Annotated in this window: 15 protein-coding genes and 3 pseudogenes; 7 read left to right on the top strand and 11 right to left on the bottom strand. The window is 70.0% G+C overall.

The features are described from left to right. Positions 1-84 precede the first annotated feature (84 nt). Positions 85-329 (top strand): annotated as a pseudogene (locus OG254_RS03630) (transposase); the annotation flags it as partial. A gap of 425 nt (positions 330-754) precedes the next feature. Continuing rightward, positions 755-1750 carry a pentapeptide repeat-containing protein gene (locus OG254_RS03625; protein ID WP_405577146.1) on the top strand — a complete coding sequence of 332 codons (996 nt, stop codon included), beginning with the start codon at positions 755-757 and terminating at the stop codon, positions 1748-1750. Between the two features lie 254 nt (positions 1751-2004). On the opposite strand, the gene OG254_RS03620 is transcribed toward OG254_RS03625, so the two are convergent. Both OG254_RS03620 and OG254_RS03615 read right to left on the bottom strand, forming a co-directional pair. Next, on the bottom strand, positions 2005-2529 hold the full coding sequence (locus tag OG254_RS03620; protein WP_405577144.1) for a DinB family protein: 525 nt from the start codon (positions 2527-2529) through the stop codon (positions 2005-2007). Between the two features lie 49 nt (positions 2530-2578). Further along, entirely contained in the window at positions 2579-2947 is a 369-nt protein-coding gene (locus tag OG254_RS03615; RefSeq protein WP_405577142.1) for an ArsR/SmtB family transcription factor, read from the bottom strand. 86 nt (positions 2948-3033) lie between these two features. Between OG254_RS03615 and OG254_RS03610 the strand changes: the two genes are divergently transcribed. Both OG254_RS03610 and OG254_RS03605 read left to right on the top strand, forming a co-directional pair. Further along, positions 3034-3390 carry an ArsR/SmtB family transcription factor gene (locus tag OG254_RS03610; protein ID WP_405577140.1) on the top strand — a complete coding sequence of 119 codons (357 nt, stop codon included), beginning with the start codon at positions 3034-3036 and terminating at the stop codon, positions 3388-3390. Further along, positions 3387-4520, top strand: a complete 1134-nt coding sequence (locus tag OG254_RS03605; protein ID WP_405577138.1) for an MFS transporter — start codon at positions 3387-3389, stop codon at positions 4518-4520. Before OG254_RS03610 ends, OG254_RS03605 begins: the two co-directional genes overlap by 4 nt. 526 nt (positions 4521-5046) lie before the next feature. Here OG254_RS03605 and OG254_RS03600 read toward each other — a convergent pair. Next, positions 5047-5592, bottom strand: a pseudogene (locus tag OG254_RS03600) (flavin-containing monooxygenase); the annotation flags it as partial. Positions 5593-5696: 104 nt separating this feature from the next. On the opposite strand from OG254_RS03600, the gene OG254_RS03595 reads away from it, so the two are divergent. The 3 genes and pseudogenes from OG254_RS03595 to OG254_RS03585 form a co-directional block, all read left to right on the top strand. Beyond that, complete coding sequence (locus OG254_RS03595) at positions 5697-7073, top strand: NAD(P)-binding domain-containing protein (protein WP_405577136.1); 1377 nt, start codon at positions 5697-5699, stop codon at positions 7071-7073. A 28-nt stretch (positions 7074-7101) separates the two neighbouring features. Beyond that, positions 7102-7569 carry an ArsI/CadI family heavy metal resistance metalloenzyme gene (locus OG254_RS03590; RefSeq protein ID WP_405577134.1) on the top strand — a complete coding sequence of 156 codons (468 nt, stop codon included), beginning with the start codon at positions 7102-7104 and terminating at the stop codon, positions 7567-7569. After that, a pseudogene (locus tag OG254_RS03585) lies at positions 7514-8000 on the top strand (MFS transporter); the annotation flags it as partial. The gene OG254_RS03590 and the pseudogene OG254_RS03585, both read left to right, overlap by 56 nt. On the opposite strand, the gene hypE reads toward OG254_RS03585, so the two are convergent. Genes hypE through OG254_RS03545 form a run of 8 tightly spaced genes read right to left on the bottom strand, consistent with a single transcriptional unit; the run spans position 7960 to position 15290 of the window. Beyond that, positions 7960-8994 (bottom strand): hydrogenase expression/formation protein HypE, encoded by a 1035-nt coding sequence (gene hypE / locus OG254_RS03580; protein ID WP_405577132.1) that lies wholly within the window; start codon positions 8992-8994, stop codon positions 7960-7962. The pseudogene OG254_RS03585 and the gene hypE sit on opposite strands and share 41 nt — an antisense overlap. Next, complete coding sequence (hypD, locus tag OG254_RS03575) at positions 8991-10094, bottom strand: hydrogenase formation protein HypD (protein WP_405577130.1); 1104 nt, start codon at positions 10092-10094, stop codon at positions 8991-8993. The genes hypE and hypD overlap by 4 nt, the downstream gene beginning before the upstream one ends. 16 nt (positions 10095-10110) lie before the next feature. Beyond that, a complete protein-coding gene (locus OG254_RS03570; protein ID WP_405577128.1) occupies positions 10111-10737 on the bottom strand; it encodes a CBS domain-containing protein in 627 nt (208 codons plus the stop codon). A 22-nt stretch (positions 10738-10759) separates the two neighbouring features. Continuing rightward, positions 10760-12091, bottom strand: coding sequence for a Ni/Fe hydrogenase subunit alpha (locus OG254_RS03565; RefSeq protein WP_405577126.1), 1332 nt, complete (start codon positions 12089-12091; stop codon positions 10760-10762). Continuing rightward, positions 12088-12849 carry an oxidoreductase gene (locus OG254_RS03560; protein WP_405577124.1) on the bottom strand — a complete coding sequence of 254 codons (762 nt, stop codon included), beginning with the start codon at positions 12847-12849 and terminating at the stop codon, positions 12088-12090. Before OG254_RS03560 ends, OG254_RS03565 begins: the two co-directional genes overlap by 4 nt. A gap of 1 nt (position 12850) precedes the next feature. Beyond that, complete coding sequence (locus tag OG254_RS03555) at positions 12851-13657, bottom strand: FAD/NAD(P)-binding protein (RefSeq protein WP_405577122.1); 807 nt, start codon at positions 13655-13657, stop codon at positions 12851-12853. Beyond that, entirely contained in the window at positions 13654-14118 is a 465-nt protein-coding gene (locus OG254_RS03550) for a Crp/Fnr family transcriptional regulator (protein WP_405577120.1), read from the bottom strand. The genes OG254_RS03555 and OG254_RS03550 overlap by 4 nt, the downstream gene beginning before the upstream one ends. Further along, positions 14118-15290, bottom strand: coding sequence for a 4Fe-4S dicluster domain-containing protein (locus tag OG254_RS03545; RefSeq protein ID WP_405577118.1), 1173 nt, complete (start codon positions 15288-15290; stop codon positions 14118-14120). Before OG254_RS03545 ends, OG254_RS03550 begins: the two co-directional genes overlap by 1 nt. Positions 15291-15556: the final 266 nt, after the last annotated feature.

Below are 15556 nucleotides of genomic sequence, written 5' to 3'. Positions count from 1 at the left end.
CCCTCAAAGGGCATGTTGGCGACGTACGACCTGAACAGATCGCCGTAACCAGCTCGCGTCGGGTTCAGGCAGTCACGGCAGTTTGTGCGCCGCTACATAGCCGAGCACGACTGGGTAACCGTCTACCAACTGCCCTCCTACGCGCCCGACCTCAACCCGGTCGAAGGAATCTGGTCCGTCCTGCGGCGTACCACCTGGCCAATCGGGCCTTCAGCGACCCCGAGGACCTCTTCGCCACCGTCCGGCAGGGTCTGCGACAGCTCCAATACCGCAGTGACGTGCTCGACGGCTGCCTCGCTGGCACCGGACTCATCCCTGCCCCACCATGACGACCACGCATTTAAGGTAGTAATCAGAACAGTCATGCCGGACCCGGAAGCCGGGCCCCTTTGCGGCCACCAAGAGGGTAATGGTGGGAGTGGCTGGGGGATCGCTGAGCACGGGCTGGCCCGGACCAGATGCTGCCGTTGGTGTCTACGGTCCGATCGACCGGCAGGACCTCGGGGCCGCACGCGGTGTCCATGGAGACCGACCCTTCCTCTGCGACCACCTCCGGGTAGTCATGATCGGGTGCACGGCAGCGTGGCGAAGAAATGGACACTGTTTCCTGGTATGTCATGAGTGGATGATCGAGCCGTCTGCCGCCGCACAACTCCGCCGGATCGCACGTCGACGGGCCGCCAGGGATCATCGACGGCAACGGAGCCGTTCGATCGGGCCGGCCCGCCACAGTGGGATCAGCCGACTGACGTGGGTGGCACTCGCGGCGTCCATGCTGCCGGGACTGGCTGCGCTCGTCGCCCTGCTGTTCACGTGGATGTCGGTCGGGCAGACCAACGAAGATCTGCAGATCTCCGAGCAGGGGCAGATCACCACCCGGTTCAACGCTGCGATCACCAACCTGGGATCAGCATCGTTGGATGTGCGCCTAGGAGGCGTCTACGCCTTGCAACGCATCATGCAGGACTCCTCTCGAGATCAGCGCACTGTCGTCTCAGTGTTGTCCGCGTTCGTACGCCAGCACGCTCCCGTTCCGGTCAGTGGCTTCAAGCCGGCAGAGGAGTACAGACCCCCTACCGACGTGGCGGCTGTCGTTTCCGTGCTGGGCAACCGGTCCGCCGACCGGGAGGTGACCCAGGACGGGAAGCCGCTGTACCGAGCTGATCTGAGCGGTGTCGATCTGCGCGGTCTGGAGCGCGAAGTGGGGCTCACAGAAGGCGGCATGCCCAGACGCAGCAACTTCCGCTTCGCGTTTTTCACTGGCGCGGACCTCCGAGATGCAGGCCTCGAGAATTTCGACCTCTCAGGCGCGTCCCTCGACAACGCGAACATGTCCGGCGTGAAGCTGCCAGATGCGGACCTGCGGCACGCATTTCTCGGGGGCGCCAATTTGACCAACGCGCGCTTGGGCGCGGCCGACATGACAGGCGCGGACCTCGGCGGAGCGAACCTTCAAAACGCGCACTTGAGCAGGGCCAAGGAAACCAATGAAACCAGTGAGGCCGACTCGAGCGCCAACTTGACCCGCGCGTCCCTGATCGGCGCGGACCTGCGCACCGCGGACCTGCGCGCCGTGATTCTGATCGACGCGGACTTGACTGACGCGGACCTGGCAGGCGCCGACCTGCGCGGCGCCGACCTGACCCAGGCAGACCTGAGTAACGCAGACTTGACCGGGGCAAAGCTGTCGGGCGCGATCCTTGAGGGCGCGCGCGGAGTGCCTTCTCACACCCGTGGCGGCTCGCTGTGATCCTCCGGCCGCCGCGCGGGGACTGTCCGGTACCCGACGATCCGCGGCTGTCGGTGGAGCGGGGTGATCGCCGCGACGGACGTGGCCGTGCATGGACAACCACATCTGGCTGAGCTCGCACGACATCACGAATTCAAGCTCAGTAACTGCGTGACACGACCACGCGCGGTGACTCACGTCCACGCAGGTCAGCGCACCGGCTCCAACCTCGCCTCAAACGCGATGAGGTAGCTACGGCTTGGGGCTTTCCCTCGTCAATACCCCTCGTCAGCCAAGGTGAGCTGCCGACAGTGGAAGTCGAAGTGCTGGGTCGGGTAGCGGTAGAGGTCGGCGATGGTCATGACCTCGCGGAAGAACGGGTCCCAGCGGGTGGGGTAGTGCATGGCGAGCGCGAAGTCGGCCTCCCGCTCGGTGTCGAGGCGGCGCTGAAGAGAAGTCGTCACGCGGTCGAACACAGTTCCCATGCGGCGGCACCCGAAGACCCTTGCCCCGCCGAGCGGCCCCAGGTAGTTGACGACGTCGAAGGGCTTGGTTCCAGCGTTGAGAAGTCCGGCGAAGGCCCGGCTGATGCCACGCGGCAGATGTCCGAAGATCCGCAGCAGGAGCAGTAGCGGCCGGATCAGGATGTAGCCGAAGAGCATGTGGAACAGGAGCTGTTCGTTGGTCCACCGAGTGCCGTCGGTTGGCCGGCGCAGTTCGTCTTCGGTGGCGTTGTCGAGGAGTCGGTGAAGCGTTGTCTGGGCCCGCTCCAGCTCCTCGTGGATTGCCTGACGATCCACCGACGCGTTACTCATCGAACTCACCAGCCCCGCGGTCCGTCCAGTCGGCTTAGCCCAGACTGCCGAGCATTTGTCCCATCGCGGCGACTACCGACGGCTCCACCCGGTAGTACACCCACGTGCCGCGCCGCTCGGAGGTGAGCAGGCCGGCCTCCTTGAGCTTCTTCAGGTGGTGGGAGACGGTCGGCTGCGAGACGCCGACGTCAGAGATGTCGCACACGCACGCCTCGCCGGCCTCGTGCGAGGCCACAGCGGAGAACAGCCGCAGCCGCACCGGGTCACCCAGTGCCTTGAACATCCTCGCCGTCTTCTCGGCTTCATCGGCGGTCAGCGGCCGTTCGGTGAGCGGTGGGCAGCACGGTGCCACGGCCTCGGGGACCTCGGGCTCCAGCAGCGGCAGCACCCGCGTATTCGACATGCATCTATGTTGACATATGTCGAACCAGGGAGCGAGGGGCTGTAGCGGTATCGCATCTCGAGGTCATCGATTATCGTCGATTATCGATGAGAGATTCTCTGGAGCGTTCCGAGGCCGAGCAGTACGCCGGCTGGTTCAAGGCGCTGGCCGACGCCACGCGCATTCAGATCGTGACGCTGCTGGCGCGCAGCGGTGAGCCGCTCGCCGTCGGACAGATCGTCGAGGCCGTGGGTGTGGGGCAGTCGACGGTCTCGCACCACCTCAAGGCGCTGGCGGAGGTGGGCTTCGTGCTGGTGGAGCGGGAGGGCGCGTTCAGCTGGTACCGGCTGAACGAGGAGTGCGTCGACGCCTTTCCCTCGGCTGCCGATGTCGTCATGGGGCGCCCTGCGCCGACTCGAAACGGAAGCGGTGTGACGCGCGGACGCTGGCGCAGCGACCCATGAGTACCGGCGTCGGACAGGTGGAGCGGGCGCCGATGCGTTCCGGGGCGGTCTATGCCCTGCTGCTGGGGCTGGGTGCGCTGGACGCGGCCGGGTACAGCCTGATTGCGCCGGTGCTTCCCGGCCTGGCTGCGCAGACCGGGGCCAGTGCCACGACGCTGGGGATGCTGGTCGCGATGTTCCCGCTGGGGATGGTCGCGGGTTTCGCACTGGGCGGGGCCGCCATCCGGCGCAGCAGCCCGGCACGACTGCTGCTGGGGGGATTGTCGCTGGTCGCAGTCGGCAGCCTTGGCTTCATCTTCAGCACGGATATGGCCGTCTTCGCCGTCTCCCGTCTGGTGATGGGCATGGGCTCCGGGTGTCTGTGGCTGGGGATCACCTTCGCCACCCTGGCCGCCTGGCCCGGCCAGGAGTACCTGTGCATGAGCCGCATCTACGCCGCCTACTCCGCAGGCGGACTTCTGGGTCCGCTGCTCGGGACGATCCAAGGGGTGCGCGGCCCCTTTGCCGCCTACCTCACCCTCGTCCTCCTCGCGATCGTGCCGGTCCTAACGCTGCGACTTCCTGCAACGGCCGGCGCGTTCGCCCCCGACCGGCGAGCTCTGCACTCACCCGGATTCCGGGCATCCGCCGTCGCTATCGCCTTCGCCGTGCTGGCGCTCGGCACGCTCGAAGGGGTGCTGCCGCTCCACTTCGGGACCAAGCTGGGCCAGACCCAGATCGGGGTGCTGTACGCCGCAACGTCCGTCGTGGTGGCGGTGGCCGGAGCGGTGGCGGCCCGGTGGCAGCCGCGGACGATGCTGCTGGCCTCCACCATGCTGGTGGCCACCGGCTTCGCACTCGCCGGTGCCAGTACGGCCGTACTCGCGTGGATCGTGGCACTCGCCATCGCGGGGATCGGCATCGGCCTGGCCAACACCGGAGCGACCGGCCTCCTCCTCGACGCCGTGCCAGCACAGCGCATCGTGACGGCCATGGTGCTGTGGTCCCAGATCGGCATCCTGGGCTACTTGGCCGCTCCCGTGATCGGCGGCTCCGTAGCCGATGCTTTCGGCTATGGCGCAGTCGCCGCCGTCGTCGCGCTGACGGCCATGGGCGTGGCCGCGATGCTCGCCCGGCGTAAACGGTCATGAGCTGCCAGCTCCGCCTCGCGGCTTCTGCCCTGAGGGCGCCGTCGGGTTCAGTCAGCTGTTCCCGGTCCCGGTCCTGCTTCACCGAAGTGAGCGAGGTGGGCTGCGACGTGTCGTGCTGTCCGGACGGCGTCCCGGCCCACTCCCCGCAGGGAGTTCGAAGACAGGCTGCGCTGCCACTCAAGGCCGACGTAGACCAGCCCCGGGTGGGTGAGCGAAATGCCCTCGCGGTGGCGGGGGTGCCCGTAGGCGTCGAGGGCTCCGAGCGGGGCGAGGTAGCCCAGATGACCTTGGTTTCGCTGATGCCGGTGAACAGCGGGCGCCGATCCGGTCGCGCGGCTGCGACCGCGGCCCGGTAGCGGCCGTCGTCGATGACCAGCTGGGTCGGCGGGGTGCGCAGGAACCGGCCGATGGGCAGCGTGTCGAGGCCCGTGCGGGCCAGCCACCAATGCAGATCGCGCCCCAGCGTGCGCTGGCGAGCGAACCGCACCGCATGCCGCGCCGCCAGCGTCACATGGGCCCGCCCGGCGACCTCGGCGGCGATCTGCGCCGCGGAGTTCCCGGCACCGACGACCATGACGCGCTCCACCGTGAACGGCTCGGGCGAGCGGTAGTCAGCAGCGTGCAGCACAGCACCGGCGTAGCCCTCCAGACTCGGAAGGTCAGGGCGGTGGGGACGCCCGAAGGTGCCGGTTGCCGCGACCACCGCACGGGCCTCCAGCTGGCTGCCATCCTCCAGGCTCAGCCCGAACGCGCCATCGCCGTAGCTGACTTCGAGCACGCGCGTCCGGGTGCGGATGTCGGCGTCCAGCCGGTCGGCGTATCGCAGCAGGTATGCGATCACCTCGTCCCGGTGCGGGTAGCGATCCAGGTTCCCGTCGAAGGGCATCCCGGGCAGCGAGCTGTACCGGGCCGGAGAGAAGAACGTGAGGCTGTCGTAGTAGCGCGGCCAAGATCCCGCAGGCCGGTCGGACGCCTCCAGGGCCACCGGTGTCAGCCCGTGTCGGCGCAGGGCATGCGCTGCGGCCAGTCCGGACTGGCCGCTCCCGATCACCGCTACGTCCACCCGTTCCATGCTGACCCCCAGATTCGACGAATGTCTATGTTGACGCTTATCGATACAGGTGCCATGCTGGGCAGCGCGAGACATCGACAGGTATCGAAACAAAGGGGAACCTCGTGGCTGCGCTCATTAACAACGTGCTCACCACCAACCAGCTGCCCGTCGTGGTCATCGGCGCCGGCCCCATCGGCCTTGCCGCCGCCGCCCACCTCGTCGAGCGCGGCATCGAACCCCTGGTCCTCGAAGCCGGCCCCGCCGCGGGCAGCGCCGTACGCGACTGGTCGCACGTCCGGCTGTTCTCACCCTGGGGCGAGGTCGTCGACCCGGCCGCCGAGAAGCTCCTCGCCCCGACCGGCTGGGTCCGCCCCGACACCTCCGCCTACCCGACCGGCGGCGACTGGGCCGAGCGCTACCTGCAGCCCCTCGCCGATGTCCTCGAAGACAAGGTCCGCTACGGCACGACGGTCACCGGCGTGGCCCGCGCCGGCCGCGACCGCATCGTCGACTCCGGCCGCGACGAGCAGCCCTTCACCGTGCACCTCCAGTCCGCCGATGGCCACGAGGAGCGGATCACCGCCCGCGCTGTCATCGACGCCTCCGGCACCTGGTCAGTCCCAAGCCCGATGGGAGCCGACGGCCTGCCCGCCCTCGGCGAGAAGACCGCCTCCGACCGCATCGCCTACCGTGTCCCCGACCTCAACGACGCAGCCGTACGGGCCCGGTACGCGGGCAAGCGGACCGCTGTCATCGGCTCAGGGGCCTCCGCCTTCACCGCCCTCGCCCTCCTCGCCGACCTCGCGAAGGAGAACGACGGCACGCACGCGGTATGGATCCTGCGGCGCGGAATCAGCGACAACACCTACGGCGGCGGCGAGGCCGACCAGCTTCCCGCGCGCGGCGCCCTGGGCCTGCGCGCCAAGGCCGCCGTCGAGGCCGGCCACGCGAGCGCCGTCACCGGGTTCCGTGCACAGGCTGTGAAACGCGACGGCGACCAGCTCGCCCTCGTCGCCGAGGACGGCCGCCGCCTCGACCCGGTCGACGAGATCATCGTCCTCACCGGCTTCCGCCCCGACCTGACCTTCCTCTCCGAACTCCGCCTCGGCCTCGACGAACGCCTCCAGGCCCCGACCGCCCTCGCCCCGCTCATCGACCCGAACGTCCACTCCTGCGGCACCGTCTACCCGCACGGCGTCAACGAACTCTCCCACCCCGAACAGGGCGTCTACCTGGTCGGCATGAAGTCCTACGGCCGTGCCCCCACGTTCCTCGCCATGACCGGCTACGAGCAGGTCCGCTCCATCACCGCCGCGATCGCAGGCGACCAGGAGGCTGCCGAGCGCGTCGAACTCACCCTCCCGGAAACGGGCGTGTGCGGCGGGGCGGGCCTCTTCGACGAGCCGGAGAACGCCGAGCAGTCCGGCGGCGGATGCTGCGCCGCCCCCACCACCCTCCAGATCGGCAGCGGCGCCCCGGCCACCTCCGGCGGCTGCTGAACACCTCACCCACCCAAGAAGGTTCGCCATGACATCCCGCGTACAGCTCGCCCTCCGCGTCCCCGACCTCGCAGCATCCGTGGCCTTCTACACGAAGCTCTTCGGCACCGAGCCCGCCAAACTCCGCGACGGCTACGCCAACTTCGCCATCACCGAGCCCCCGCTCAAGCTCGTCCTCATCGAAGGCACCGCGGGCGAGGCGACCCGCATGGACCACCTCGGAGTCGAGGTCGAAAGCACCGAGGCCGTCCACGCCGCGACCACCCGGCTGGGCGAGGTCGGCCTGGCTACCAACGTGGAGAACGACACCACCTGCTGCTACGCCCTCCAGGACAAGGTCTGGGTCCACGGTCCCGGCCAGGAACCCTGGGAGGTGTACGTCGTCAAGGCCGACGCCGACTCGCTGGCCAAGCAGCAGGGCAGCACCTGCTGCGCCGGCCCTGCCGAGGCCGGCACCGTCTCGAAGGAACCGGCCGTCGCAGGCGGCTGCTGCTGATCCGCCGACGACCAACCTCCACACCGGCGAGGCCACGACCGGAACGGGAGACCGGTCACGGCCTCGCGCCGCCCTGCCCGCCCTGTGCGGCACTCAGATCACCAGCTGGGGAATTGTCTACTACGCCTTTCCTGTCCTTAACGCCCGCATCACGGCCGCCACCGGCTGCTCGACGACCGCCACCTCCGCCGCCTCCTCCGGCGCCCTCCTGGTCTCCGCCCTCACCGGCATCCCCGTCGGCCGCATCCTCGAGCGCCGAGGCCCCGCACGATGATGACCACTGGCTCCAGCCTTGGCGTCGTCGCCGTGCTGGCCATCGCCTACGCGCCCAACCTCGCTGCCCCACCGCAGCATGGCTGCTAGCCGGCGTGGCCACGGCCGCCACCTCTCTCAGCAGATCCTCGGCAGCTGCTCCCCGAGCGGTAGCTCCACGATCCGCCGGGCGCCCACCAGCGTGCGTAGCGTCACCCGCCCCGCCGGCCCGTCCGGCAGCACCTCGCCGATCCGTACGGCTCCTGCGCCCTCGCCCACCGACCGCATCACGCTCAGCGCGGCCTCAGCCGCGTCGGCGGCAACGAAGGCGACGAGACAGCCCTCGTTGGCGACGATCAGCGGGTCCAGCCCGAGCAGATCGCAGGCCGAGGCAACCGGCTCGGGCACCGGCACCGCGCTCTCCTCGATCTCGACGGCGACCGACGAGTCACGGGCGATCTCGTTGAGGGAGGCGGCGAGTCCGCCACGCGTCGGGTCGCGCAGGACGTGGACGTCGGCGCCGAGCGGCACCAGGGTGCGCACCAGGCGGTGCAGCGGCCGGGTGTCGGAGGCGATGTCGCCCTCGAAGCCGAGGTTTTCACGGGTGCTCAGCACGGTCGTGCCGTGCAGCCCGATCGGCCCGGACAGCACAACCGCGTCGCCGGGGCGGGCCAGCGCGGCGGACGGATGCAGCGAGCCGTGCCGCTGTCCGATGCCGGTGGTGTTGATGAACAGTCTGTCGGCGGCACCGCGTCCCACGACCTTGGTGTCCCCGGTGACCACCGGCACGCCTGCGTCCTGAGCCGCTTTCCCCAACGAGGCCATGACCGCCCGGAGTTCGGTCAGCGGCAGCCCTTCTTCGATGATGAGGGAGACGGACAGCGCGACCGGCCACGCGCCCCGCATGGCGAGGTCGTTGATCGTGCCGTGGACAGCGAGGGACCCGATGTCGCCGCCGGGGAAGAACAGCGGGCTGACGACGAAACTGTCGGTGCTGATCACCAGTTCCCGGTAGCCGGGCAGCAGCGCCGCGTCCTCCATGGGACCCGAGTCGCCGTCGAGGGCGGGCAGGATCAGCCTGTCGAGGAGTTCCGAAGTGAGGCGTCCACCGGCACCGTGGCCCAGCAGGACGACCTCGCCCTCATCGTGGGGCGTGGGGCATTGGAGGGTCATGCCGTTCCCCTCACAGGCGTGCGTCCGGCCGCGTGGAAGGCGGCACAGGTGCCCTCGGACGACACCATCGGCGCGCCGAGGGGATGGCGGGGCGTGCAGCGGGTGCCGTACGCGGCGCAGTCGGTGGGCAGCTTGGCCCCGGTGAGGATGGCGCCGGCGATGCACTCGGCGTCCTCGACGGGACATAGGCCGCCCACGTCGAAGCGCCGGGCGGCATCGAAGTGCCGGTATTTCTCCGCCAGTTCCAGCCCGCTGTCGGGCAGCGCTCCGATGCCCCGCCAGGCCCGGTCGGTGATCCGGAACACCTCACGCACCGCGTCCTGCGCCTCGATGTTGCCGGAGCGCCGAACGGCCCGTACGTACTGGTTCTCCACGTCGTGCCGACCCGCCTCCAGCTGCCGTACGGCCATGAGGATGCCCTCCAGCAGGTCCAGCGGCTCGAACCCGGTCACCACGATCGGCACTCGGTACTTCGTGGCGATCGGCTCGTACTCCCGCCAGCCCATCACCGCACACACGTGCCCCGCCGCCAGGAAGGCCTGCACCTCGCAGTCCGGGTCCTCCAGCAGCGCGGTCATCGCGGGCGGCACGAGGACGTGGCTGACGAGCATCGAGAAGTTCGTCAGCCCGAGGCGGGCCGCGTGCAGCACGGCCGTCGCATTGGCGGGAGCGGTCGTCTCGAAGCCGACCGCGAGGAAGACGACCTCCCTCTCGGGGTGTTCGGCGGCCAGGCGTACGGCGTCCATCGGGGCGTAGACCACGCGGACGTCCGCTCCGCGGGCCCGCAGCGACAGCAGGTCGGTGTCCGTGCCGGGCACCCGCAGCATGTCGCCGAAACTGGTGAGGATCACGCCGGGCCGGGCCGCGACGGCCATGGCCCTGTCCAGGGTCTCCAGCGGGGTCACACAGACCGGGCAACCCGGACCGTGGATCATCCGCATCCCGGCCGGCAGCAGTTCGTCGATGCCCTGGCGGACCAGGGTGTGGGTCTGTCCGCCGCACACCTCCATGATCCGCCAGGGGCGCGTGGCGGTCTGCCGCAGCTCGTCCAGCAGACGCCGGGCGAGGACGGGATCGCGGTACTCGTCGAGGTACTTCATCGTTCGTGCCGGCCCTTCATCGGTGGGTCAGATCCAGCTGGACGTCGACGACTCCCTCGACCGCCCGCACGGCGCGGGCCACCACGGGCACGAGCCCGCGCTCGGGCATCGAACCGCTCAGCGTGACCACGCCCTCGGTGACCGAGACACCCAGCGTGGTGGTGATCGGAAGAAGGCCCAGCACGCTGCCGCGGATCTCGTCGGCGATCTCCGCGTCGGACCTCAGGAACACCTTCAGTAGATCGCTGCGGCTGACGACGCCCTGGAGCATGCCGACGCCGTCCACGACGGGGAGCCGCTTGACATGCCGACGGGCCATGATGCGCGCCGCCTCTGCCAGCGAGGCGTCCGCGTGTACGGTCACCGCCGGGGTGCTCATCAGCTCTCCGGCGGTCAGCGCACCCGCCTTGAGCCGCTCCCCGATGTCGCTCCCGATCTCGTTGCCGTTACGGAGCTCCTCCTTGGGCAGAAGATCAGCCTCGGAGACCACGCCGACGACCCGCCCCTCACCGGCCAGCACCGGCAGCGCACTGACCTTCCACTGGTCGAGCAATTCGACGATCTCCTTGAAGGGCGCCTCGCTGCCGACGGCGACGACGGTGTGGGTCATCACATCGCTCACGGTGTACGGAGATTCGGACATTGCAGCCTCCTGCCATAGCTCCTCAGGTACGGACGACCGTCAGGTCGAGGAAGTGGGTGGAGCAGGAGATGCACGGGTCGTGATTGCGGATCGCCCGCTCGCACAGGGCCGTCAACTCGGAGTCGTCCGGGTCGCCCTCGCCGATCGCCCGCTGGGTCAGCCGCCGCAGGTCGTCCTCGATCGCGCCCTGGTTCTGCGCGGTGGGCGGCACCAGCAGCGCGCTGGTGACGATGCCGTCGGCGTCGAGTTCGTAGCGGTGGTAGAGCACCCCGCGGGGCGCCTCCGTGGCCCCGTGTCCGACCCCGGCGACCGGGGGCACCTCGGTGTACGGACGCACGGGCGGCTCGTACGCCTCGATGATCCGCAGCGCCTCGCCGACGGCGTACACCGTCTCCACCGCCCGGACCAGGATCGACCGGAAGGGATTGCGGCACACAGCCCCCTCGCGCGGATCGCCGAGCCCGGCCTCCACGGCCGCCTGCAGCGCCACCGGCGACAGCCGCGCCCCGCTGATCGCGAACCGGGCGAGGGAGCCGGTGAGATGGAGCCGCCCGTCGAGCCGCGAATGCAGTGCCGTGGAGTGCGGCAGGTGTGTCTCGGTGACGTGCTCGGTGAAGTCCCGTACGGGGAAGGTGCCTGTGGTCCCGTCGGATCGCAGGACGGTCGGTGTCCCGCTCGAGATGGCGTACGTGTCCGGCTCGGCCAGGGCCAGCAGATCGGCCTCGACCCTGGAATCCGGGAACTCAAAGCCCGCAACCCAGCGCACGGTGTCCCACGCATCGCCGAAGGCCTGCTTCAACTCCTCCGCGACCGGCCGGAGTTCGTCGTGCGTGGGTGCTCGGTAGAAGCCGCCGAGACGGACGTTCACGGGATGCACGGCCCGACCGCCGAGCAACTCCATCAGGGAGTTTCCGGCCTTCTTCAGCCTGAGCCCTCGCTCGACCTCGGCCCGGTGCGTGCGGGCCAGCTCGATCGCGCTCGCGCGGCCCAGGAAGTCTGGCGCGTGCAGCAGGTAGATGTGCAGCGCCTGGCTCTCGATCCACTCGCCGCAGTACAGCAGCCGGCGCAGATCACGGATCACCGGATCGACGGTGACCCCGCACGCGTCCTCGATCGCCGCGCAGGCACTCATCTGGTACGCCACCGGGCAGATCCCGCACACCCGGGCCGTGATGTCCGGCGGCTCGGTGTACGAACGGCCGCGCAGGAACGCCTCGAAGAAGCGCGGCGGCTCATAGATCTCCAGCCGCGCCTCGGTGACCGTGCGGTCGTGGACGTGCAGGCGCAGCGCGCCCTCGCCCTCGACCCGGGACAGCGAGCCGACGTGCAGCAGTCGGGAACCGCGGTGCGTCACTTGGCCGACTCCTTCTCGATCTCCTCGAACGCGGCGGCGTTGAAGGTGTGCAGGAACCGCTCCGCCGCGTCGTCGTCGAGACCGTCGCGGCGCAGCAGCGGGATCAGCGCGGGCAGGTTCACCGACCCGGACGGGCCGAAGCAGCCGAAGCAGCCGCGGCCGTACGCCGGGCACAGGGCTCCGCACCCGGCATGAGTGACCGGTCCGAGACAGGGCGTGCCGTGAGCGACGATGACGCAGACGGTGCCGCGCCGCTTGCACTCGAAGCACACGCTGTGGTCCGGGACGTCCGGCTTGCGGTCGGCGAGGAACGCGGTGATCACCTCGATGAGCTGACGCCGGTCGATCGGGCAGCCGCGCAGCTCGAAGTCGACGTCCACATGCGCCGACACGGGCGTGGAGGTGGCGAGGGTCTCGACGTACTCCGGATGCGCGTACACCACGCGCCGGTACTCGTCGACGTCCGCGAAGTTCCTGAGTGCCTGAATACCCCCGGCGGTCGCGCACGCCCCGATGGTCACCAGATGGCGCGAGGCCGCCCGGATCGTGCGGACCCGCTCGGCGTCGTCGGCCGTGGTGACGGAGCCCTCGACGAGGGACAGGTCGTACGGTCCGGGCGCCACCGCACTGGACGCCTCCAGGAAGTGGGCGATGTCCACCTCGCCCGCCAGCGCCAGGAGTTCGTCCTCGCAGTCCAGCAGGGTGAGCTGGCAGCCGTCACAGGAGGCCAGCTTGAACACCGCAAGTGTGGGTGCCATCTCACAACTCCCTTACTGACAGCAGAGGTTCCGCGCGCTCCCAGTCCACGACGGGGCCCACCTGGCACAACAGCAGGGGGCCGAGCTGGCAGTGCCCGCAGTGCCCTGTCGCACAGCGCATGTTCCGCTCCAGCGAGACGCGGATACGGTCGCGGGGGACACCACGCTGGGCGAGTTCGCGGGCGGCGGCCCGGATCATCGGTTCCGGCCCGCACACGAACGCCCAGGTGCTGCCCGGCTCGAAGTGCGCACGCCCCAGCAGCTGGGTGACCACGCCGACGTCGCCGCGCCAGTCCGGGTCGGGCCGGTCGACCGTCACTCCGGTGAACGCCGTGGGCCAGCTCTCGATCTCCTGCCGGGCGATCACGTCGCCCGGCGTGCGCGCCCCGACCAGGACGTTGACACGGCGATACACCTCCGGTTCGGCCAGCGCGCTCAGGATCAGCGGCCGCAGCGGGGCGAGACCGATGCCGCCGGCCACGACCAGCACGTCAGTGCCGCGCGCCCGCTCCAGTTCCCAGCTGTTGCCGTATGGGCCACGCAGGCCGACGACATCGCCGACCCGCACCGAGCACAGCCCGTCGGAGACCGCGCCCACCGAACGGATCGTGTGCGCCAGGCCGCCCGTGGCTTGCACGGAACTCACCGAGACGGGGATCTCACCGCGGCCGAAGGAGTGCACCATCGCGAACTGCCCCGGAGCGAAGTCCTCCAGCGTCGCGCCGACCGGTTCCAGGCGCAGCGTGACCGTGTCCGCGGTCTCCGGGCGGCGGGTGACCACGCGATGGGGCACCGGTACGGCGGTCATCGCGGATCCTTCCTCTCGTGGATCCCGTACAGGTCGAGCAGCCGGGCGCGGGCCGCGTTGAGCCGGTGTGCCAGCACCCGGCCGACCCAGTGCTCGACGGCACGCCCGAACTCGGGGTCGTTCAGGCACATGAGCCGGACGGCGACGGCGTCGAACTCGTAGGCGCGCAGCGGGGTCAAGGTCTCGGCGCCCAGCTGCCAGACGTACGGCTCGTACAGCCAGGACCAGCCGACGAGGTCGCCGACACCCAGTGTCTCGATGACCGGCGGCCGGCGGCCGGGCACATGCATGTCGAGGGCGGCCGTGCCGTCCCGGATGATCCAGAAGCGGTGGGCGTGTCCGCCCTCCTCGAACAGGCGGGTGCCCTGCGGGAAGCTCACCTCACGGCTGACGCGCAGCAGCGGTTCGCGGTGCTCGACGGGCAGAGCGTGGTTCATGCGCAGGGCGATCGAGGGAGGCATCAGTCCGTCTCCGTTCCGGGAGCCGTGTTTTCGGCGTGCTCGGCGTGCTCGGCGCGTTCGGCGTCCAGGGCGGCGACTTCCTCCGTGATGTCGATACCGGCCGGGCACCAGGTGATGCAGCGCCCGCAGCCGACACACCCGGTCGTGTCGAACTGGTCGTGCCAGGTGGAGAGCTTGTGTGTGAGCCACTGCCGGTAGCGGCCCCGGCCGGAGGCGCGGACCGGGCCGCCGTGCAGATACGAGAAGTCCAGGTCGAAACAGGAGTCCCAGCGCTGCCAGCGCTCGGTGTGGTCACCGGTGAGGTCGGTGACCTCCTCGGTGGTGGTGCAGAAGCAGGTCGGGCAGACCATGGTGCAGTTGCCGCAGGTCAGACACCGGGCGGCCACGTCGTCCCAGCGCTCGGCATCCAGGCTCGCGCCCATCAGGGCACGCAGGTCGACCGGCGGCAGTGCGCGGCCCATGCGGTCGCGTGCGGCGTCCACGGCGGTACGGGCGGTGGCCTCGGTGTCCGGGTCGGCAGCGCGATGGGGCAGCTGCTCCAGCAACTCGGCGCCCACCTCGCTGCCGACGCGCACGAGGAAGCGGTGCCCGTCCGTGTCCACGACCTCGGTCAGCGCCAGGTCGTACCCGGGGTCGGCCGCGGGGCCGCCGCCGGTGGACACGCAGAAGCAGGTTGCCCCGGGTTCGGTGCATTCGGCGGCGATCAGGAACGCCCCGGAACGCCGCTTCCCGTACCCGGTGTCCTCGTACCGCCCGCCGGTCAGCACCTTGTCCTGGATCGCGATGGCCCGCAGGTCACAGGGGCGGACGCCGAGGAAGGCGTACGACGGCGGGTCCGGCTCGTGCGGGGTGAAATGGACGTCCCCGTCCGGCGTCCGGTCGGCGCTCCACAGCTGCTCCCGCGAGGGGTGCAGGTAGGACTTCCACGACTGCGGCCCCGCGCTGTGTGCGAAGGCGGCCCCGTCCTCGCGGTGGACCAGTCGATAGCGTCCGGCGTCCAGTTCGACCCCCCAGCCGTAGGGCAACGCGTCGGCCGAGGTCAGCTCGGCCAGCACGATCGCACCGTCCCGCACGGTCGGCCCGACGACGGTCCGTCCTTCTGCCACCAGTGCCGCGACCAGGGCGTTCAGACCGTCCCGGTCAAGCACTGCGGGGGCTGCGGCGGCGGTCATGGCGGTCCTCCTTGTCCGGGCGGCTCCGTGCTCCTCCACCGTCAGGTTGCGACCGCGAGGGGTGCCTGCGGCAGGGGCTGACCGGCCCTCTTGACGGGCCGACCGGGCCCCCGGGCGGGAAGTCGCACGGGGAAGGCCGAGCCGATGTCCAGGATGGGCTCATTCTGGACGGGGCGCCCGGCGCCTCGCCGAGCGGATGCCAGGCCCGGGCACCATGCCTCATCGTTCCCTGCCCGGCGGTTCTCGGAGAGAGCGGACTGACTGAC

Source organism: Streptomyces sp. NBC_01092 (genome assembly GCF_045039535.1).
GTDB lineage: Bacteria > Actinomycetota > Actinomycetes > Streptomycetales > Streptomycetaceae > Streptomyces.
Note: the sequence above shows the minus strand (reverse complement) of the source record. Positions and strands in the feature narration are given on the sequence as shown.